This window comes from Streptomyces oceani, from assembly GCF_001751245.1.
Classification (GTDB): domain Bacteria; phylum Actinomycetota; class Actinomycetes; order Streptomycetales; family Streptomycetaceae; genus Streptomyces; species Streptomyces oceani.
Window position 1 is genome coordinate 16,784 of sequence record NZ_LJGU01000161.1, and the last position, 18,180, is coordinate 34,963.

Consider the following 18,180-nt stretch of genomic DNA (forward strand, 5'->3'; position numbering starts at 1 on the left):
TGACGTACGGCGCAGGCGTGAGCGCGGACAGGTGGTGTCCGGAGGGTCCGGACGCGGCGACCCGGGCGGGCGACGGCTGGTCCGAGGACGCGTAACGGGAGGCAACGGTGCAGTGGAAGGCGCGCGCGACGGCCTCCCCGGGTCCTGATCCGGACCCGGGGCCCGCCCCGGAGCTGACTGGTCGGACCCTTCGGCACGAGCTGCTGCTGGTGCTGGCCCTCTCGCTGGGGGCCAGCGCGGTCTCCTCGCTGATCAGCTTCACCGGCGCGCTCACCGAACCGGGCGGTCTCGCGGAGCAGTCGGCGCAGCTCAACGGCTCCAGCGCGCCGGACCGGCCCTGGCTGGACCTGGCGTGGCAGCTCTTCGGTATCGCCACAGCCCTGGTGCCGGTGGTGCTCGTCGCGCACCTGCTGGTCAGGGAGGGGGCGGGCGGCCTACGTACGGTGGGCCTGGACGCCCGGAAGCCGGGCTCCGACCTGGCCCGGGGGACCGTACTGGCGGCGGTCATCGGGGGGAGCGGGCTGCTGCTGTACCTCGGAGCGCGCGCGGCCGGGTTCAGCCTCACGGTGGTGCCGGAGAACCTGCCGGACGTGTGGTGGCAGATCCCGGTGCTGGTCGCCTCCGCCGTACAGAACTCGGTCCTCGAGGAGGTCATCGTCGTCGGCTACCTGCTGCGTCGCCTCGACCAGGCGGGTTGCACGATGTGGACGACACTGACGGTGAGCTCCCTGCTGCGCGGCACGTACCACCTCTACCAGGGCATCGGCGGATTCTTCGGGAACGCGGTGATGGGTGCGATCTTCGTGCTGCTGTACCGGCGTTGGGGGCGGGTCGGTCCGCTGGTCGCGGCACACGCGCTGATCGACATCGTGGCGTTCGTCGGATACGCGCTGCTGGCCGGCAAGGTGGGTTGGCTGCCCACGGACTGACCGCCCGAACCAACCCGTGCGATGAGGACGCCGTCTCAGAACGTCGTCCGTAGCTCCGCGTCGAGGACCGTGACGGCGCTGCCGGTGAGTTCCGTACGCGCGCCGCGCAGCCGGGTGTGGACGGTGCCGGGACGTGCCGAGAGTTGGCGGCCGGTGAGCGCGTGTCGACCGGTCCGACCGGACCACAGGGGTGCCAGGGCGGTGTGCGCGCTCCCGGTTACCGGGTCCTCGGGAATGCCGACGGCGGGGGCGAAGAAGCGCGAGACGTAGTCGTACCCGGCGTCGGAGGTGGCTGCACCGGCGGTGACGATCACCCCTCGGTGGGGGAGTCGGCCCAGCGCGGTGAGGTCGGGGGAGAGCGTGCGTACTGCGGTTTCGTCGGCCAGTTCGACGAGCAGGTCGCCGACGTCCGGACCGGTGTCGTACGCCGCCTGTGCCTGGGCGCCGAGTGCGGCGGACACGCCCTCGGGAACCTCCCGTGCGGTCAACGGTGCGGTGGGGAAGTCGAGTGTGATCCCGTCGCCGGACACGGTGGCACGCAGCACGCCGCCGCGGGTGTGGAACCGTAGTTCGCCAGTGACGCTGTCGCCGTTCCGCAGCACGTGGGCGGTGGCCAGGGTCGCGTGGCCGCAGAGGTTGACCTCGGTCCTCGGAGTGAACCAGCGCAACTCCCAGTCCACGGGATCGGCCTGCGCCAGCGGTCGTGCGTACGCCGTCTCGGACAGGTTGAGCTCGCCGGCGAGTCGCTGCAGCCGGTCGTCCTCCGGGAAGGGGGCGCCCGCGGGCAGGAGTACGACGGCCGCTGGATTGCCCGAGAAGGGACGGTCGGTGAAGACGTCGACGGTTCGGATACGCATGGCTCGAGCGTACGTGCGCGCTGGCGCGAGCAGGAAGCTCGACCTCCGAGCCAGCGGCGGTCGGTCAGCCTAGGCGGTTTCGGGGAGTTGGGACGGCGGGAGGCGCCCAGGGGCGGGCGCGGTTCCCTCACACTGTGTCAGGAGTGTTCGGGGTGACACTCCTGACGAACGTTGGCATGATGGCCCGATGCGCGGTTCCTCGTCCCTCCCGGCCGGCCACGGACCGAAACTCGGCCTGGCCGTCGCCCTGCTGTCCGCGTTCGCCTTCGGCGGCTCAGGCCCCGCGGCCAAGCCACTGATCGAGGCGGGACTGGAGCCCTTGCAGGTCACCTGGCTCCGGGTCGCCGGCGCGTCGCTCGTGACGCTGCCGTTGCTGTGGCGACATCGCGGCCTGCTCCTCCAGCGGCCCGCACTGATCGCTGGCTTCGGCGCGCTGGCCGTGGCGGGCGTACAGGCCTGCTACTTCGCCGCGATCGCCCGTATCCCCGTCGGCGTGGCGTTGCTCATCGAGTACCTGGCGCCCGCGCTGGTGCTGGCGTGGGTACGTTTCGTACAACGGCGCCCGGTGACCCGGGCCGCCGCGGTCGGCGTGGTGCTCGCCGTCAGCGGACTGGCGTGTGTCGTGGAGGTGTGGGCCGGCCTGGCCTTCGACGCGCTGGGGCTGCTGCTCGCGCTCGGCGCGGCGTGCTGTCAGGTCGGCTATTTCGTCCTCTCGGACCACGGCAGTGGTGGCGAGGACGGCCGGGCGGCGCCGGACCCGGTCGGGGTGATCGCCTACGGTCTGCTGGTCGGCACCCTCCTGCTCACGCTGGTCGCCCGCCCGTGGACCATGGACTGGTCCACGCTCGGGCAACGGGCCGAACTGAGTGGCGCGCCGGTGCCGTTGCTCGCGCTGGTGGCCTGGATGGTGCTGGTGGCCACGGTGGTCGCGTACCTCACCGGGGTCATCTCCGTACGCCGGCTCTCGCCCCAGGTGGCCGTCGTCGTGGCCTGCTTGGAGGCGGTCATCGCCACCGTGCTGGCCTGGGTACTGCTGGGTGAGCATCTCTCTGCCGCGCAGCTCGGGGGTGGCGTGCTCGTCCTGCTGGGCGCGTTGATCGCGCAGCGCCAGACGCCCCAGCAGGCTCGTCCGGAACCAGTCGCCGGCGGTGGCCGGGACGGAGACGGCGCGATCGCCGCGCCGCCAGCCGGCTCGCCGAGTGCCGCCACTCTGACTGACACGGAGTGCGAGCTGCCGGGGCGGGCGTCGGGGCCGTAGGGCGCGCGGACCGGACGTCTCAGGACGTACCAGGGCGGTAGCAGGGCACTCCCGGAAGCGCCTACTGGGCCGCTCCCGGGAGCGTCAGCTGCCGGCCGTCAGATAGGCCGGCGCGGTGGCCCGTGACTCCGGAAGGTCCTCGGCGGGAAGGGGGGTGCCGCGCGTGGTGTGTATCGGCAGCACTCCGGACCAGTACGGCAGGGCCACGTCCGCCGGGTCGTCATTGGGGCCGCCGACTCGTGTCTTGACGGACACCTCCACCAACTCGATGGCGAGGACCGCCGTGGCGGCCAGTTCCTTGGCGTTCGCCGGCCGGCAGTCCGCGGCGCGCCCGGGAACGGCGTTGTCGACCAGCGCGTCCAGCGCGGTGATCCGCTCCTCCTCGTCCAGGACGGGCGAGGCGGTTCCGTGGATCACCACCGAGCGGTAGTTGACCGAGTGATGGAAGGCGGACCGGGCCAGCACCAGTCCGTCGACGTGCGTGACGGTGAGGCACACGGGCATCCCGGGCTCCGGAGTCCGACCCATGTCGCGCAACGGCCGGGAGCCGGTGGAACCGTGCACGTAGACCCGCTCCCCGAGGCGTGCGTACAGCGTCGGCAGGACGATCGGCGCACCGTCGCGCACGAGGCCGAGATGACAGACATACCCCTCGTCGAGCACCGCGTGGACCAACTCCCGGTCGTACGAGACGCGGGTGGCGTTGCGGGTGGGCGTGGTGCGTTCGGTCGCAGGGTAGTCAGTGGTGTCGGCGGGGCTGACGGAACGGGCGGTGTCGGCGGGGCTGGCGGATTCGGTCGGCACGGGCGCTCCTTGCGGGAGAGATCGTACTAGTGCAAACTTGAGTTTGTGCTAGAAGAGTATCGGATCGCCGGTCGGCGCGCAGCCGAGATCGCCGCGAGCGTGGAGCACGGCGTGGGCGTCGGCGCGCTGGAGCCCGGCCGTGCCCTGCCGCCGGTGCGGGAACTCGCGACCACCCTCGGCGTCAACCCGAACACCGTCGCCGCCGCCTACCGCACCCTGCGCGAACGCGGCGTGATCGAGACCGCCGGACGTCGGGGCAGCCGGGTGCGTCCACGGCCCGCGTCCGCCCCGCGAGAGGAGATCCGGGTCGAGGCGCCGGAAGGCGTGCGCGACATCTCACAGGGGAACCCCGATCCGGAGTTGCTCCCGCCGTTGCACGAGGCGCTGGCCGAGGCTGCCGCCCACGCCGGTCACTCGCCGACGCTGTACGGAGCCCCCTCCGTCCTGCCGGAGCTGTCCCGGGCGGCTCGTCGGACGCTGCTGGAGGACGGTGTGCCGGTGGGGGAACTGGCCGTCACGTCGGGCGCGTTGGACGCGATGGAACGCACGCTCACCGCACATCTGCGCGCCGGTGACGCGGTGGCGGTCGAGGACCCCGGCTGGGGCGCCCTCCTCGACCTGGTCCCGGCCCTGGGCCTGCGCACGGTGTCGGTGACGATGGACGACGAGGGTCCGCTCCCGGACTCGGCGGAGCGTGCGCTGGCCCAGGGTGCCTCCGCCCTCGTCGTCACCTCCCGGGCGCAGAACCCCACCGGCGCCGCGGTGTCCGAACAGCGTGCGGCGGATCTCCGCAAGGTGCTGGTCAGACACCCGGACACGCTGCTCATCGAGGACGACCACGGCCACGGCATCACCGAGCGCCCGCTCCACCCGCTGTCGGGCGTGACCTCGCGTTGGGCACACGTGCGTTCCACGGCCAAGGCGTACGGCCCGGACCTGCGGCTGGCGGTGCTCGCCGGCGACCGGCTCAGCATCGACCGGGTGCGGGGGCGGCAGCGACTGGGTCCCGGATGGGTGAGCCACCTCCTGCAGCGCGCCGTCGCCTGGCTGTGGGCCTCCGGGGCGGTGGAGATCCCGGTGGTCGCACGGTCGTACGACGCTCGTCGGGAGGCGCTGCTGCGTGAGTTGCGCGCTCGGAGCGTCCCGGCCCGGGGCCGGAGCGGCATGAACGTGTGGGTGCCGGTGCCGGAGGAGACCGGGGCCGTGGCCCGGCTGCTGCACTCCGGCTGGGCGGTCGCCCCGGGGGCACGCTTCCGGCTCGACTCGCCGCCCGGGGTGCGGCTGACGGTGCCGCGGTTGTCCGCCGCTGGTACGGCGGAACTGGCCGCCGGCGTCCACGCGGCCCTGCGCCCGAGCCGAGCGGGGCCAACCCCCGGCCGGCTGGACTGATCGGCCTGGACTGACGGGCCGTCTCCGCCCGCGCCGCGTCGTACGCCAGGTCGGGCGGTCGCCGGTGTCGTGGGCCTCACCGTCCTGGGCGACCGTTGACAGCGGGTGCACGGGCTTCTAGCGTCGCGCGTGCATATCTACTAAGCGGTTGCTCACCAATGACAGGGCGAGGAGAACCAGGATGTCCAGCAGCGAGCAGCGCGTCGCGATCGTCACCGGTGCGGCGCGAGGCATCGGCGCGGCCACCGCGATCCGACTGGCGACCGAGGGCCGGGCGGTCGCCGTACTCGATCTCGACGAGGAAGCGTGCCGGGAGACCGTCGAGCAGATCACCGAGGCGGGCGGAAAGGCTGTCGCCGTCGGGTGCGACGTCTCGGACGCCGAGCAGGTCGAAGCGGCCGTCGCGCGGGTCGTAGGGGAACTCGGCGCGCCGACCGTGCTCGTCAACAACGCCGGTGTACTGCGGGACAACCTGCTGTTCAAGATGAGCGACGCGGACTGGGACGCGGTGCTGAACGTGCACCTGCGTGGCGCCTTCCTCATGTCGCGCGCCTGTCAGTCGCACATGGTGGAGGCCGGCTTCGGCCGTATCGTCAGCCTCTCGTCCAGCTCCGCGCTCGGCAACCGAGGGCAGATCAACTACGCCGCCGCGAAGGCCGGCATGCAGGGGCTGACCAAGACCCTCGCCAAGGAACTGGGCAAGTTCGGCGTCACCGCGAACTCCGTGGCTCCCGGGTTCATCGTCACCGACATGACCGCCGCCACCGCCGAGCGCGTCGGCATGGGCTTCGAGGACTTCCAGACGGCCGCCGCCTCGCAGATCCCGGTGCAGCGCGTCGGGCGTCCGGAGGACGTGGCGAACGCCATCGCGTTCTTCGCCTCAGACGCCGCGGGCTTCGTCTCCGGCCAGGTCATGTACGTGGCCGGCGGCCCGCTCAACTGACCCGGACGGAGCGTACACAGATGGCAGAGCAGCAGGGGAGCGGCGAGGTGGCCCTGGTCACCGGCAGCAGCCGCGGGATCGGTTACGGCATCGCTCAGGCCCTGGTGGCCCGGGGCGACCGCGTCTGCCTCACCGGACGGAACGAGGACGCCCTCCGGGACGCCGTGCGCCAGCTCGGCACCGAGCGTGCGATGTACGTGGCGGGCAAGGCGCACGACGAGGGGCACCAACAGGCGGCGGTCGAGCGGGTCATGGAGTCCTACGGGCGCCTTGACCACCTGGTCAACAACGCCGGTACGAACCCCGTCTTCGGGCCCATGGCGGAGATGGACCTGGACGTCGCGCGGAAGGTGTTCGAGACCAACGTCCTCTCCGCACTCGGTTTCGCACAGCGCGCCTGGGCCGCCTGGCAGCGGGAGAACGGCGGCACGGTCGTCAACATCGCCTCCATCGCGGGCCTTTCCGCCTCGCCGTTCCTGGGCGCGTACGGCATGAGCAAGGCGGCGATGGTCAACCTCACCGAGCAGTTGGCGCACGAGTTCGCCCCCACGGTCCGGGTGAACGCGCTCGCGCCGGCGGTGGTGAAGACGAAGTTCGCGGTCTCCCTCTACGAGGGGCGGGAGGAAGAGGCCGCCGCGCGCTACCCGATGGGCAGGCTCGGTGTGCCGGAGGACCTCGGCGGCGCGGTGGCGTTCCTCAGCTCGCCGGGCGCCGGCTGGATCACCGGGCAGACGCTGGTCGTCGACGGCGGACTGTTCCTCAACGCGGGAGCGTGACCCGCGGTACGACACACACCGGGCTGCGTGTGCCGGTGGCGGGCCCCGACGCGTGGACGGTCGCTGGGTCCGCCTGCGGCGCGCCCAGCCGTGCCCGGGATGCTCCGCGCCTCGGAGCCGACGCCGCGGCAGCCGACACCCGACAGCGCCGGCGTTGTCCGAGGCGACCGGTAGGTTCTCCCACACCGCGTCGACAGCGCGGACGGTGACAGGAGCATGGGAGGTGCCGGCATGGACGACGTGCTGCCCGCGTCTTGGCAGGACGTACTCGGTGCGGAGGTGGCGAAGCCGTACTTCGAGGAGTTGACCGGGTTCGTCGCGCGGGAGCGGGATCGTGGGCCGGTGTATCCGCCGCGCGGCGAGGTGTTCGCCGCCTTGGAGGCCACTCCGTTCGACCGGGTGCGGGTGCTGGTGCTCGGACAGGACCCCTACCACGGCGAGGGGCAGGGCCACGGCCTGTCCTTCTCGGTGCGCCCCGGGGTGCGGACGCCGCCGTCCCTGCGCAACATCTACCGAGAACTCCACGACGAGTACGGCCATCCGGTGCCGGACAACGGATATCTGCTGCCCTGGGCCCAGCAGGGCGTGTTGTTGCTCAACGCGGTGCTGACCGTGCGCGCGGGGGAGGCCAACTCGCACAAGGGCAAGGGCTGGGAGACCTTCACCGACGCCGTCATCCGTGCGGTGTCCGAGCGCGCGGAGCCCGCCGTGTTCGTGCTGTGGGGAGCGTACGCACGCAAGAAGCTCCCGCTCATCGACCAGCGGCGGCACGCCGTGGTGCAGGGCGCGCATCCCTCGCCGTTGTCCGCGAAGAAGTTCTTCGGCACCCGCCCGTTCACGCAGATCGACGACGCGTTGGCCGAGATGGGGCACCCGGCCGTCGACTGGCGCGTCCCGAGCCACACTGCGTGACGCTTCGGCGGACGCTCAACCGCCGTAGTGCTTCCGGCACATCTGCGCCGCCCGCTCTCGCGACTCGAGCGCGCCGTGCCGTTCGCCGAGTTCGCACAGCTCGCGCACCCGGCGGGGGGAAGCCTCCGGGGAGGCCGGGGCCGGTGGCGGCGCGGGACGCTGCCCCAGACTGTCGGAGCGTTCCCGTCCCGGCGCACCGTCGGGCCCGGGCGCGGTCCGTTCCCCGGCCGCGGAACCAGACGAGGCTCGTGGCTCGCCCGACGCGTCCGGTGTGTCCCGCGTGCCGGTGGCCGTGGGCGAGCCGGGGTCGGCGGTGCGCGGCTCGGGACGGGAAAGCCCTTCGCGTACGGAAGGGAGCGGCCCGGCCGTCGGGTCCCCGGGTGCCGCCGACCGACTCTGGGCCGTCGAAGGCGCGGGCGATGCTTTTCCGGAGTCTTCCCCCACGGTCATACACCCCGCCAGCACCACGGCGGCGATCCCGGTCAGCAGCGCGATTCTCGTCGTACGCACCAGGGGAACTCTGCCCGTCGGCGGGGTTTCTGACCATTCCCCGAAGGAGTGAGTCAGCTTGACGGCGCCGAACTCCCGGCGCGCCGGAGCCGGGCGGCAGGGTACCGGCCCATCGCCTCGCGTCGGTTGGGACGTTGTGGCGCCGTGACCGAACGGCCGACGGGCAGCCGCTCGGTCGCCGGGAGGCACCAGGAGACGCCAGACGACCCCGAACGTCCCGTACGCCGCCCGGCTGGGCCGACCCGGCTGATCCCGCCGATCCGTGCCGGTCAGCGGCATCTTCTACCCGCGCTGCCACGACACGTATGCTGCCGGCACAACGGCCCGTCAACCCTTCCCAGGAGTGCTCGCGTGCGGATCGGCGTGATCGGACTCGGCGACATCGCCGAGAAGGCCTACCTGCCCGTACTCATGGCCCAACCGGGGCTGGAGCCGCATCTTGTCACCCGTGATCCGGCCGCTCTGGAACGGCTTGGTGCGCGCTACCGGGTGCCCAGCACGGACCGCCACGCCCACCTTGAGAGCCTGCTTGAGAGGCGACCGGACGCGGCCTTCGTCCATGCCGCCACCTCCGCGCACCCCGAGTTGGTGACGCGGTTGCTGGAAGCAGGCGTTCCGACGTACACCGACAAGCCGCTCGCGTACGAACTCGCGGACGCGGAGCGGATGGTGCGGCTCGCTGAGGACCGAGGCATCTCGCTGATGGTCGGCTTCAACCGCCGTCACGCGCCGGGTTACGTCCAGTGTCTCGAGCACCCGCGCGACCTCGTGCTGCTGCAGAAGCACCGGGTCGGCCTCCCCGAGGACCCGCGCCGGATGATCTACGACGACTTCATCCACGTCGTCGACACGCTCCGGTTCCTGCTGCCCGGCACGGCAGACCACGTCGACGTCCGGGCTCGGCTGCGGGACGGGCTGCTGCACCATGTCGTGCTCCAGCTCGCGGGTGACGGCTGCACCGCCCTCGGGGTCATGAACCGGCTCTCCGGATCAGCGGAGGAGATCCTGGAGGTGTCCGGGCAGGATGCCAAACGGGAGGTGCGGGACCTCGCGGCGATCGTTGACCACAGGGGTCAGCCGACGGTGCGCAGGCGCGGCGACTGGGTGCCAGTGGCACGTCAGCGCGGCATCGAGCAAGTGGTGGGAACCTTCCTCGACGCGGTACGGGCCGGTGAGGTCCTCAGCGCGCGGGACGCGCTGCGCACCCACGAACTCTGCGAGCGGATCGTGTGTGAGGTGTCCGCGATGGTGGGCGCGGCTGATTGACCCCGGGTGTCACCGACTCACGGGCGGGAGCGGCCTCGACGGTAGGGCAGCGCTTCCGAGCCGGTGCCTCCGCGTGACCCGTCGAGGCGTCCGCGGGCGGGCACCTTCCTTCTCGCCTCCGGCCGGGTCTCCGTGCCGGGGGAGGAGCGCTCCTCCTCCCCCGGGGAGCGTGCGCCCGCCTCGGCCGGCCTGGGGATCAGTGTCTTCGCGGAGGCCGTTCTTCGGGTGGCGTCCCGGGTGAGGATGCCGAGCCCGTGCACCGTGACGAGGGCTCCGACCAGGGCGGTCACCATGCCGGGAGTGCCGTAACGGAACCCCTCCTGCAGCAGCACGATGCCGACCGCCGCGGCGACCACCGGATTCACGACGGTGGCGGTGGCCAGCGGAGCGGCGAGCCCCCCGCCACGGTACGACGCCTGTGAGGCGGCCAGGCCGGTGACCGCGAAGAGGGCGATGAAGGCGAACACCGGTACGGCGGTACCGAGGGACGTGAGGGCCCAGCCCTCGGCCACGGTCTTCACACACACCGAGGCGGTGCCGTACGAGACGCCGGAGGCGGTGGCCAGCAACGCGCTGCGTACGCCAGGCCGACGGGAGCCTCGGGCCGCGAGTGCCACGACGACCAGCACCAGGACCGCGACCGTGGCAGCGGCGACGCCGACCACGGCGTACTGCTCGGTGCTCCGCAGCCGCCGCGACTGATGGGCTCCGGTCACCAACAGGACCGCCACCAGCCCGACCGAGACCAGCGCCACGCCCCGCCAGCCCGCCGCGCTGACCGGCCGGCGTACGAACAGGGCCGCCAGCGGCGTGACGAACACGATGGTCAGCACACCGAGCGGTTGCACGACGGCCAGCGGGCCGAGGCCCAGGGCGAAGACGTGCAGGAGGGCACCGAGGCCGTTGAGCAACACCGCCGCCCACCAGCGTCCGTTACGCAACAGGGCGTACCTGCTGGGCGCGGTGGTCGCGGCGATCCGTTCCTGCACGATGGCGGCCGAGGCGTAGCACACGGCGGAGACCACCGCGAGCAGGATGGCCGCCAGCACGTCGGTCATGACGAGTCCGGTGCGGCGAGCTTCCTGGGCATGCCTCCCATCATTCTCTCGCCGGAGGCCGCTGTCGTCATCTTCGAGTGGAGATCGGCGTACCGCTTTCGGAGTACCCGGGCGGCCGGGTTGAGTCTGGGAGCCGACGGGCTGTTCTCTTCCGGCCCTTCAGGTGTGCAGTTGTTGCGCCATCCGTCCTAGCGCACGGCATTGCGCGAGCGAAATACGAGACGTTCGTACGTTTATAGGGCTTATCTGCTCATCCCACAGAGGAGCGCACAGGTGAGCCCTACGTACAGATACCTACGGTCCGGTGCCCTGCTGGCGGCGGCCGCGCTGCTGGGGACCGTCGCCGGCTGCGGTGCCGGAGCGGCCGAGACCGCCGACACTCCCGGTTCGCGGAAGGGCGAGGCGTCCGCCGCCCCGGAAACCGGTCAGGGCACGGAGCGCGGAGCGTTCACGCTGCTGGCGACCGGCGACATCCTCGCGCACGACTCGATCATCCGACAGGCCAAGGCGGACTCCGCCGGCTCCGGCTACGACTTCCGTCCGATGCTCGCCGGGGCGAAGTCACTGGCCAGCGAGGCGGATCTGGCGATCTGCCACATGGAGACGGTGTACGGCCCAGACGGTGGCCCGTTCAGCGGGTACCCGATGTTCCGGACCCCGCCCCAGGTGGCCGAGGCCATCAAGGACACCGGTTACGACAGCTGCTCCACCGCCTCCAACCACACCCTCGACGCCGGCCGGGCGGGCGTCGGACGGACCCTCGAAGCGATGGACGAGGCCGGCCTGGAACACGTCGGATCGGCCCGTTCCCGCGCGGAGCGGCAGAAGCCGGCACGGCTGCGGGCGGGTGGGGCACGGGTGGCGCAGCTGGCGTACACCTACGCCACCAACGGCATCCCGGTGCCCGAGGACTCTCCCTGGCTGGTGAACAAGATCGACCCAGAACGGATCATCAAGGACGCGCGGGCGGCGCGGGAGGCTGGCGCGGACGTGGTCGTCGTCAGCATGCACTGGGGGAACGAGTGGCAGGAGAAGCCCAACGAACAGCAACTCCGGCTGGCCGAGGAGCTGACCCGCTCGCGCAGTGACGGGCGCCGTGACATCGACCTGATCCTCGGGACGCACAACCACGTGCCGCAGGCGTACGAGAAGGTCAACGGCACGTGGGTGGTGTACGGCCTCGGTGATCAGGTCGCCGGGGTGATGAACGATCCACGGGGCCAGATGGGCTCCGCCGCCCGGTTCCGGTTCGAGCCGCCGCGGGAGCGGGGGGAGAGCTGGCGGGTGCGGAAGGCCGAGTTCGTGCCGTTCCTGATGGAGACCGAGCCGGACCACCGAGTGGTGAACCTGCAGTCCGCCGAGAGCCGGAAATCCGACGACCCGGCGCGCGAGAAGGCACGCGAACGCATTCGCGACGCCGTGCAGAGCAGGGGAGCGGCCTCCCAGGGGCTGACCATGGGCCGCTAGCGGATCGTGCGCTGGCCGACTGACCGGAGCCGGTCAGCCGGCCAGCCGGTCAGCCAGGGTGCCGCCCGTGCGATCACGAACCCGCGATCCCGAGCGGTGGGTCAGCCCCAGGTCTCCGGACCACCACCGCGCCACTCGATCAGGTTCGGGTCACGCAGGTCGATCTCCTCGGGGGTCAGACCGGCACGGCGCAGGAACTCGGTCACATCGGCCTCGCTGTGGGCCAGGCCCAGCTCCCGCGCGTGTGCCGTGACCCGTCTCTCGCCCGTGTCGCCGGGCGGATGCACCACGATCGGAGGGGTCATGCCCCCAGGATGCGCCCGCCTGCCAAGACTCGCATCCGGGCTCCTCGAAGCTCCTCGGCCGGTTCGGGACGGCTCCTACTCGGAGCCGCCCACCGTCTCGGCGTCGTGCGGACTCAGTACGCCGGCGCCGATCAGGGCGAAGATCAGGAGGCCGAGGAGCACCCGGTAGATCACGAACGGCATGAAGCTGCGGGTGCTGATGAAGCGCATGAACCACGCGATGACCACGTAGGCCACCGCGAACGCCAACACGGTGGCGAGCACGGTCGGACCCCAGGAGACGTGTCCCTCACCGATCTCCGTGAGCTCCAGCGCTCCCGAGGCGAGTACGGCGGGAATCGCCAGCAGGAAGGAGTACCGCGCCGCGGCTTCCCGGGTGTACCCCATGAACAGTCCGGCGCTGATGGTGGCCCCGGAGCGGGACACCCCGGGCACCAGTGCCATGGCCTGCGCCAGCCCGTACAGCAGGCCGTCCCGCACCGTCAGTTGCTCGATCCCCTTGCCCTCACGGGCGACGCGGCCCCGCCCGCTCTCCGCCCGGCGTACGGCGAACCAATCGGCCAGGCCCAGCACGATGCCCAGCCCGATGAGGGTGGTCGCGATCAGCCGCAGATCACGGAACGGTCCCTCGATCTGCTCCTTGAAGGTGAGGCCCAGCACGCCGATGGGGATGGAGCCGATGATGACCAGCCAGCCCAACTGGGCGTCGTGGTCGTGACGCGTGGCCTTCCGGATCAGGGAGCGGAACCAGGCGCTGACGATCCGTGCGATGTCCTTCCGGAAGTAGATCAACACCGCGGTCTCGGTTCCGATCTGGGTGACGGCGGTGAACGCGGCGCCCGGGTCCTCCCACCCGGCGAACGCGGCGGTGAGGCGAAGATGGGCGCTGGAGGAGATCGGAAGAAACTCGGTCAGTCCCTGGACGAGTCCGAGGACGAATGATTCGAACCACGACATGAATGCTGCGCCATTCCAGAAGATTCGGCCCTGGCCGACCAGAGGACACCCGGCGTGGAGCCGGAGTGTGGCTGCCAGGTGGACGTTCGGCGTACGACGTGTGGGCGGATGTGGTGCGTACGGCTGCTGGCCGCAGTGGTGAACCCCCCGCTCGTGGCTGGCCCGGGGCCGACGCCGGGCGCGCGTGGCCGCGGTGCGAACAGACAGTGATCGTGCCCTCTCGGGGGGCAGCGTAACGTTCCCCGGTGGTCACCACGACGGACCCGCGGCCTGTCCGGGTCCGCGTCGCGGCAGCTCATCGCGGGGGAACCGCCGACGGCGAGTGCCTAGCCGAGGCCGGAGCAGAGGTCACGAGGGCGCCCGCGGGGAGGTCCGTGCGCGCCTACGCGGGGTCTCGCGGACGCTGGGACGGTGCCGTGCCGGACGGGCCGTCGGTCAGTCCTGGGGGCTTGTCGCCGGCTGTGGAGCCCCGCCCCGCTCCCGTAGCCGGGCGCGTTTGCGCCAGGCCGTCACCGCCGCGGCGAGTCCGGAGAGCGCGATGAACCCGACGGAGACGAGGAACGCGGGCGACGTCGGCGAGGTCGCCTCGCTGCCGGCCACCGCGTACGCGGCGGTGTTGGGTACCGAGCCGAGAGCCGTCGCGCTCAGGAAGGGGAACCACCGCATCTGGGAGAAGGAAGCGGCGTAGTTCGACACCGCGAACGGGATGCCGGGAAAGAGCCGCATCGCCAGAACGGACCGGAATCCGTGCTGGCTCAGCTGTCGATCCGCCACGGTCAGGATCCTGGCCCGGAGCAGGGGGCGCACGGCCCCCTGACCCAGCAGCCGACCGAGGCCGAACTGCATGGCCGCGCCCAGCACGGTGCCCGCGAGCGCCATCGCCAGGCCGCCCTGGGTGCCGAAGAGCGCACCGGCGGCCAGGTTGAGGAACGGTCGGGGTACGAACGTGGTCGTGCACGCGCAGTACGCCGCCAGGAACAGCATGATCGCCACCGGCCCGGAGAGCTGCTCGAGCCAGCCGCTGGTCAGGTAGCGCTGTGGCTCGTACACCAGCATGCCCGAGGCCGCGAGGGCCAGCAGCAGGACCAGGAAGCCGAAGCGGCACCAGGGGGCCAGCAGCGTACGTACGAATCGGGCCTGGAGGCCCTCGGTCGTCACAACGGGGACGGACATTACTCGGAGGCTAACCGACCGGGCGCGGGGTCCGCTCCGCCGAGTGCCCGTGAGCAATCTAACCCTCGGCCGGGAAACCGCGGGCCGAACCCGGTCGGAGGCCGGTCAGTCGTTGGGGCGCAGAGTCCACACGATCGTCATCTCGCCCGTCACGCCGCCGTCCGCGCGGGTCAGCGAGACCCGTACGGGAAACTCCGGGCGCTCCCCCTGGTCCAGCTCCGCGACCACCTCGGAGGCGGGGCGGTCGAGTGTGGCGGTGGCGGTGATGTGGCCCTTGGCCAGCTTCTGGTAGCTGATCTCGGCGCGTACGGCCAGCGGCACGGCCCGGGAGAGTTGTTCCTCGAAGGCCGCGAGGACGATGGCGCCGCTCGCCGATTCGGCGAGGGTGAACATGGCGCCGGCGTGCGGCCCTCCCAAATGATTGTGGTACGCCTCCTGGTCGGGCAGTTCGACGACGGCGCGGGTGGGGCTCGTTTCGACGAACTCGAGGTCGAGCGTCCGGGTCATGGGGACCATGGACAGCATCAGCGCACCGATCGCCGGTGTGGGTTCTGTGGTCATGGCCAAATGTTACCAGTGAGTAATGCTCGGTCCTCGTGGGACTCTCGCGGTCAGGTACCGGCTGGGTACCGAAATGCGGCCCGGCATGGCCTCGGTCTTGAGGCGCCCATAGGGTTGTCGGCCATGTGGCCAGGAGACCAGCAGTCTGGTGAGAACCAGAATCCGCAGCAGCCGAACCCGTACCAGCAACCCGGATACCAGCAGCCGAACCCGTACCAACAGCCGCCGCAGCCCGGGCAGTCTGGGCAACCCCCGCAGGCCGGGCAGCCCCAGCAACCGGGATACGGCTACCCGCAACAACCCGGGCAGCCCCAGCAACCGGGATACGGCTACCCGCAACAGCCGGCGCCCGAGCAGTCGTACGCCCCGCCGGGAGCGCAGCAGTGGGGTGCGAGCACGATGCCCGGCGCTCCCCAGCCGCAGCAGGGGGGCGGCCGGAACAAGACCGCGGCCATCGCCATCGTGACGGCCGTCGCGGTGGTCGCCGCCGCGGTCATCACGGGTGTGTTCCTCATGCAGGGTGACGACGAGGAGACACCCGACAAGGCCGGGGGCGGTAACTCCTCCGCAGCGGAGGAGAAGCCCTCGGGCAAGCCGGAGCCCAGCCCGACGAAGTCCAAGGACCCCAGCGACCCCGTCATCCCCGGCTGGCAGTCCGTGGTCAACCCGAAGCACTACACGGCTTTCGACGTGCCGAAGACGGACGACTGGGAGGTCGCCGGCGACAGCTACCTCACCGGTTTCACCAAGGGGGACACGAGCGAGCCCCTGGTGACCATGTCCGCTCCCGCCTTCTTCAAGAAGGACTGGTGCGACTCCGGTGACCCGGACGAGACCAGTGAGCGGGCCCTGGTCGGCAGCAAGGGCGCCCAGGGGGCGAAGAGTTCGAAGGAAGCGGCCAAGATCGCGGCCGGTAACTGGGTGATCGCCGGCTACGACCAGAAGCAGAAGGGGAAGCTGAAGGTCTCCGAGCCCAAGAAGTTCAGCAACGAGCACGGCGTCAAGGGGCACGTGGCGACGGCGACCGTCACCGGGGCGCCCAAGAAGGACAAGTGTGACGTGGGCTCCGCCAAGTCCGTCGCCGTGTCCTGGATCAACTCCAACGACGATCTCGTCATCTGGGTTCTGCTCTCCGACAAGGGCGTCAAGGACGAGGTGCCGAACTCGGACGTCAAGAAGATGATGCAGAGCCTGCGCTCTTCCGGCGAACCCGAGGTGGGTGTCGACCCGCGGGGCTGACCAGCCCCCCGGTCGGCGTGACTCCGGGGCGCTGACGGTCAGTCGATGCTGAAGGACCCCTCGGGCGGCTCCGGGGACGGTACCGCCCGCGCGTCGCTCACCGGCGAGCCGCCCTCCAGGAACCGCCGCAGCATCGGCCCGAACTCGACCCGGGCGGGGAAGGGGTCGGCGGCCGCACGCCGGGCGAGCGCGGTGACGGGCAGGGGGCTGGCCGAGGCGAGCAGGACGATGTTGCCGAACCGTCGTCCGCGCAGGACGGCCGGCTCGGCCAGCAGTGCGACGTGCGCGAAGGCCGCCGCGAACGTGGCGACCTGGGAGGAGAGGAAGCGAAACGGCGTGGTGTCCGCGAGGTTCATGGCGTGGATGCCGTGCGGACGCAGCACCCCGGCCGCGGCGCGCGCGTACGGAAGTGTGGTGACGTGACCGGGAATCCGGGGGCCGCCGAACACGTCGGCGATCACCAGGTCGGCGCTCCCGGACGGACCGCGCTCCACCGCGAGCCGCGCGTCCGTGGCTTCCAGCGCGATCGCCGCGTCGGCCGGCGGCGGGAGCCGGCTGGTGACGAAGTCGAGCAGCGCGCGATCCGATTCGACCACCCGCTGTCGGGAGCCCGGGCGTTGGACCGCGGCGTACCGGGGAAGGGTGAGACCACCGCCGCCGAGGTGCAGCACGTCCAGTGGCTCGCCCGCCGGCTCGGCCAACTCCAGCACGTGCGCCAGCATGCGGGTGTACTCGAACTCCAGCCGCAGCGGGTCGTCGAGGTCCACGTACGACTGTGGGGCGTCGTCCACCGTGAGCAGCCATGCCCGTGGCCGGTCGACATCCGGCAGCAGCTTGGCGACGCCGCCCGCCACCGTCCGGCTCACCGGCTTCGGCGCGTTCACCGCGCCGCGCCCGCTGGCCGAGCGCGGACGCCGGGGGCCGTGGTGCTCATGCGCTTCCTCCGTCGTGCTGCCGTCCCGGTCGCCGTGCCGGCATGGTCGGACCTTCTCGCCCACGGGATCGCGGGACTTCGTACGCGTACCGGCTCCAGGACCGTTCGGACGCGCCCGCGTGGGGTGCGGCGGCGAGCGGGCTCGATCAGCCCCGAGGCCGGGCCAGTCCCGCTTCGCGATGCTGTTGTGCCAGCGCGCGGTACACCGCCGCGTTCGCCTTGACGCCCTCGCGCTCCTCAGCGGTCAACTCGCGCCTCACCGTGGCGGGGACTCCGGCCACCAGCGTACTGGCTGGTACCTCCATGCCCTGGGGCACCAGCGCCTGCGCGGCGATCAGCGAACCAGCGCCGATCCGGGCGCCGTTGAGCACCGTCGCGCCCATACCGACCAGTACGTCATCCTCGACGGTGCAACCGTGGAGCACGGCGTTGTGCCCCACCGACACCCGTTCGCCGATCCGGGCCGGGAAGCCGGGATCGGCGTGCACCGTCGAATTGTCCTGGACGTTGCTGTCCCCGCCAAGGGTGATCGTGTCACAGTCGCCGCGCAGCACCGCGCCGTACCAGACGCTGGATCCGGCGGCCAGGCGTACGTCCCCCACCACGACGGACGTCACCGCGGTGAACGCCTCCGGGTGCGTCTCGGGGCGCCCGCCGCCCACTTCCGCGATCACCGCGTCCAGCCCTGTCATAGCCACTGCCCACTTCCCTCCGCAGGATCGAGCACGTGCCGGCCGCGTGCCGGCCGCCGTCCTCGCACCGTCCAACCTACGCCTGCCGGGTCGGCTCGCGCGCGGCCGGTGGGCGGCAGATCACACGCTCGTCGGCTGCCATTCCGCGCC

General features: G+C 71.5%; 19 protein-coding genes. 9 read left to right on the plus strand and 10 right to left on the minus strand.

What is annotated here, in order from left to right:
• Positions 1–173 precede the first annotated feature (173 nt).
• Positions 174–929 carry a CPBP family intramembrane glutamic endopeptidase gene (locus tag AN216_RS25420; RefSeq protein WP_070199102.1) on the plus strand — a complete coding sequence of 252 codons (756 nt, stop codon included), beginning with the start codon at positions 174–176 and terminating at the stop codon, positions 927–929.
• Between the two features lie 35 nt (positions 930–964).
• On the opposite strand, the gene AN216_RS25425 is transcribed toward AN216_RS25420, so the two are convergent.
• The gene (locus tag AN216_RS25425) at positions 965–1,786 is read right to left on the minus strand and encodes a PhzF family phenazine biosynthesis protein (protein ID WP_070199074.1); all 822 of its coding nucleotides are present in this window, start codon (positions 1,784–1,786) and stop codon (positions 965–967) included.
• Between the two features lie 187 nt (positions 1,787–1,973).
• On the opposite strand from AN216_RS25425, the gene AN216_RS25430 reads away from it, so the two are divergent.
• Positions 1,974–3,044: an EamA family transporter gene (locus AN216_RS25430; protein ID WP_079166994.1), complete on the plus strand. Its 1,071-nt coding sequence runs from the start codon at positions 1,974–1,976 to the stop codon at positions 3,042–3,044.
• Positions 3,045–3,128: 84 nt separating this feature from the next.
• Here the strand turns inward: AN216_RS25430 and AN216_RS25435 are convergent, their stop codons facing one another.
• On the minus strand, positions 3,129–3,848 hold the full coding sequence (locus tag AN216_RS25435; protein ID WP_070199075.1) for a pyridoxamine 5'-phosphate oxidase family protein: 720 nt from the start codon (positions 3,846–3,848) through the stop codon (positions 3,129–3,131).
• 45 nt (positions 3,849–3,893) lie between these two features.
• Between AN216_RS25435 and AN216_RS25440 the strand changes: the two genes are divergently transcribed.
• The 4 genes from AN216_RS25440 (at position 3,894) to ung (ending at position 7,868) form a co-directional block, all read left to right on the plus strand.
• A complete protein-coding gene (locus AN216_RS25440; RefSeq protein ID WP_070199076.1) occupies positions 3,894–5,237 on the plus strand; it encodes an aminotransferase class I/II-fold pyridoxal phosphate-dependent enzyme in 1,344 nt (447 codons plus the stop codon).
• 181 nt (positions 5,238–5,418) lie between these two features.
• The gene (gene fabG, locus AN216_RS25445; protein WP_070199077.1) at positions 5,419–6,180 is read left to right on the plus strand and encodes a 3-oxoacyl-ACP reductase FabG; all 762 of its coding nucleotides are present in this window, start codon (positions 5,419–5,421) and stop codon (positions 6,178–6,180) included.
• A gap of 20 nt (positions 6,181–6,200) precedes the next feature.
• The gene (locus AN216_RS25450; RefSeq protein WP_070199078.1) at positions 6,201–6,956 is read left to right on the plus strand and encodes an SDR family oxidoreductase; all 756 of its coding nucleotides are present in this window, start codon (positions 6,201–6,203) and stop codon (positions 6,954–6,956) included.
• A gap of 231 nt (positions 6,957–7,187) precedes the next feature.
• Positions 7,188–7,868, plus strand: a complete 681-nt coding sequence (ung, locus tag AN216_RS25455) for a uracil-DNA glycosylase (protein WP_070199079.1) — start codon at positions 7,188–7,190, stop codon at positions 7,866–7,868.
• 15 nt (positions 7,869–7,883) lie between these two features.
• Here the strand turns inward: ung and AN216_RS28810 are convergent, their stop codons facing one another.
• Complete coding sequence (locus AN216_RS28810; RefSeq protein WP_139141001.1) at positions 7,884–8,378, minus strand: hypothetical protein; 495 nt, start codon at positions 8,376–8,378, stop codon at positions 7,884–7,886.
• A 351-nt stretch (positions 8,379–8,729) separates the two neighbouring features.
• Between AN216_RS28810 and AN216_RS30560 the strand changes: the two genes are divergently transcribed.
• Positions 8,730–9,644: a Gfo/Idh/MocA family protein gene (locus AN216_RS30560; protein WP_070199080.1), complete on the plus strand. Its 915-nt coding sequence runs from the start codon at positions 8,730–8,732 to the stop codon at positions 9,642–9,644.
• Between the two features lie 17 nt (positions 9,645–9,661).
• Here AN216_RS30560 and AN216_RS25465 read toward each other — a convergent pair whose 3' ends face one another.
• Positions 9,662–10,702 carry a DMT family transporter gene (locus AN216_RS25465; RefSeq protein WP_070199081.1) on the minus strand — a complete coding sequence of 347 codons (1,041 nt, stop codon included), beginning with the start codon at positions 10,700–10,702 and terminating at the stop codon, positions 9,662–9,664.
• A 273-nt stretch (positions 10,703–10,975) separates the two neighbouring features.
• On the opposite strand from AN216_RS25465, the gene AN216_RS25470 reads away from it, so the two are divergent.
• Positions 10,976–12,169 carry a CapA family protein gene (locus AN216_RS25470; RefSeq protein ID WP_070199082.1) on the plus strand — a complete coding sequence of 398 codons (1,194 nt, stop codon included), beginning with the start codon at positions 10,976–10,978 and terminating at the stop codon, positions 12,167–12,169.
• A gap of 101 nt (positions 12,170–12,270) precedes the next feature.
• Here AN216_RS25470 and AN216_RS25475 read toward each other — a convergent pair whose 3' ends face one another.
• The 4 genes from AN216_RS25475 to AN216_RS25490 all read right to left on the minus strand — a co-directional run bounded on the left by AN216_RS25475 (position 12,271) and on the right by AN216_RS25490 (position 15,165).
• A complete protein-coding gene (locus tag AN216_RS25475) occupies positions 12,271–12,474 on the minus strand; it encodes a hypothetical protein (protein WP_070199083.1) in 204 nt (67 codons plus the stop codon).
• A 75-nt stretch (positions 12,475–12,549) separates the two neighbouring features.
• Positions 12,550–13,431: an undecaprenyl-diphosphate phosphatase gene (locus AN216_RS25480; RefSeq protein WP_070199084.1), complete on the minus strand. Its 882-nt coding sequence runs from the start codon at positions 13,429–13,431 to the stop codon at positions 12,550–12,552.
• 435 nt (positions 13,432–13,866) lie between these two features.
• Positions 13,867–14,604, minus strand: coding sequence for a TVP38/TMEM64 family protein (locus AN216_RS25485; RefSeq protein WP_070199085.1), 738 nt, complete (start codon positions 14,602–14,604; stop codon positions 13,867–13,869).
• Positions 14,605–14,709: 105 nt separating this feature from the next.
• On the minus strand, positions 14,710–15,165 hold the full coding sequence (locus tag AN216_RS25490) for a YiiD C-terminal domain-containing protein (protein WP_070199086.1): 456 nt from the start codon (positions 15,163–15,165) through the stop codon (positions 14,710–14,712).
• A 123-nt stretch (positions 15,166–15,288) separates the two neighbouring features.
• On the opposite strand from AN216_RS25490, the gene AN216_RS25495 reads away from it, so the two are divergent.
• Positions 15,289–16,404 (plus strand): DUF8017 domain-containing protein, encoded by a 1,116-nt coding sequence (locus tag AN216_RS25495; RefSeq protein ID WP_070199087.1) that lies wholly within the window; start codon positions 15,289–15,291, stop codon positions 16,402–16,404.
• Positions 16,405–16,442: 38 nt separating this feature from the next.
• Here the strand turns inward: AN216_RS25495 and AN216_RS25500 are convergent, their stop codons facing one another.
• Both AN216_RS25500 and AN216_RS25505 read right to left on the minus strand, forming a co-directional pair.
• Positions 16,443–17,288: a spermidine synthase gene (locus tag AN216_RS25500; protein ID WP_070199103.1), complete on the minus strand. Its 846-nt coding sequence runs from the start codon at positions 17,286–17,288 to the stop codon at positions 16,443–16,445.
• Between the two features lie 196 nt (positions 17,289–17,484).
• A complete protein-coding gene (locus AN216_RS25505; RefSeq protein ID WP_070199088.1) occupies positions 17,485–18,030 on the minus strand; it encodes a gamma carbonic anhydrase family protein in 546 nt (181 codons plus the stop codon).
• Between the last annotated feature and the right edge of the window lie 150 nt (positions 18,031–18,180).

Bases quoted from the DNA above. Each gene is read 5' to 3' on its own strand.
- fabG (WP_070199077.1), top strand. From the start codon at position 5,419: ATGTCCAGCAGCGAGCAGCGCGTCGCGATCGTCACCGGTGCGGCGCGA.
- ung (WP_070199079.1), top strand. From the start codon at position 7,188: ATGGACGACGTGCTGCCCGCGTCTTGGCAGGACGTACTCGGTGCGGAG.
- AN216_RS25490 (WP_070199086.1), bottom strand. From the start codon at position 15,165: ATGACCACAGAACCCACACCGGCGATCGGTGCGCTGATGCTGTCCATG.
- AN216_RS25465 (WP_070199081.1), bottom strand. From the start codon at position 10,702: ATGACCGACGTGCTGGCGGCCATCCTGCTCGCGGTGGTCTCCGCCGTG.
- AN216_RS25430 (WP_079166994.1), top strand. From the start codon at position 1,974: ATGCGCGGTTCCTCGTCCCTCCCGGCCGGCCACGGACCGAAACTCGGC.
- AN216_RS25425 (WP_070199074.1), bottom strand. From the start codon at position 1,786: ATGCGTATCCGAACCGTCGACGTCTTCACCGACCGTCCCTTCTCGGGC.
- AN216_RS25480 (WP_070199084.1), bottom strand. From the start codon at position 13,431: ATGTCGTGGTTCGAATCATTCGTCCTCGGACTCGTCCAGGGACTGACC.
- AN216_RS25485 (WP_070199085.1), bottom strand. From the start codon at position 14,604: ATGTCCGTCCCCGTTGTGACGACCGAGGGCCTCCAGGCCCGATTCGTA.
- AN216_RS25475 (WP_070199083.1), bottom strand. From the start codon at position 12,474: ATGACCCCTCCGATCGTGGTGCATCCGCCCGGCGACACGGGCGAGAGA.
- AN216_RS25495 (WP_070199087.1), top strand. From the start codon at position 15,289: ATGTGGCCAGGAGACCAGCAGTCTGGTGAGAACCAGAATCCGCAGCAG.
- AN216_RS25450 (WP_070199078.1), top strand. From the start codon at position 6,201: ATGGCAGAGCAGCAGGGGAGCGGCGAGGTGGCCCTGGTCACCGGCAGC.
- AN216_RS25505 (WP_070199088.1), bottom strand. From the start codon at position 18,030: ATGACAGGGCTGGACGCGGTGATCGCGGAAGTGGGCGGCGGGCGCCCC.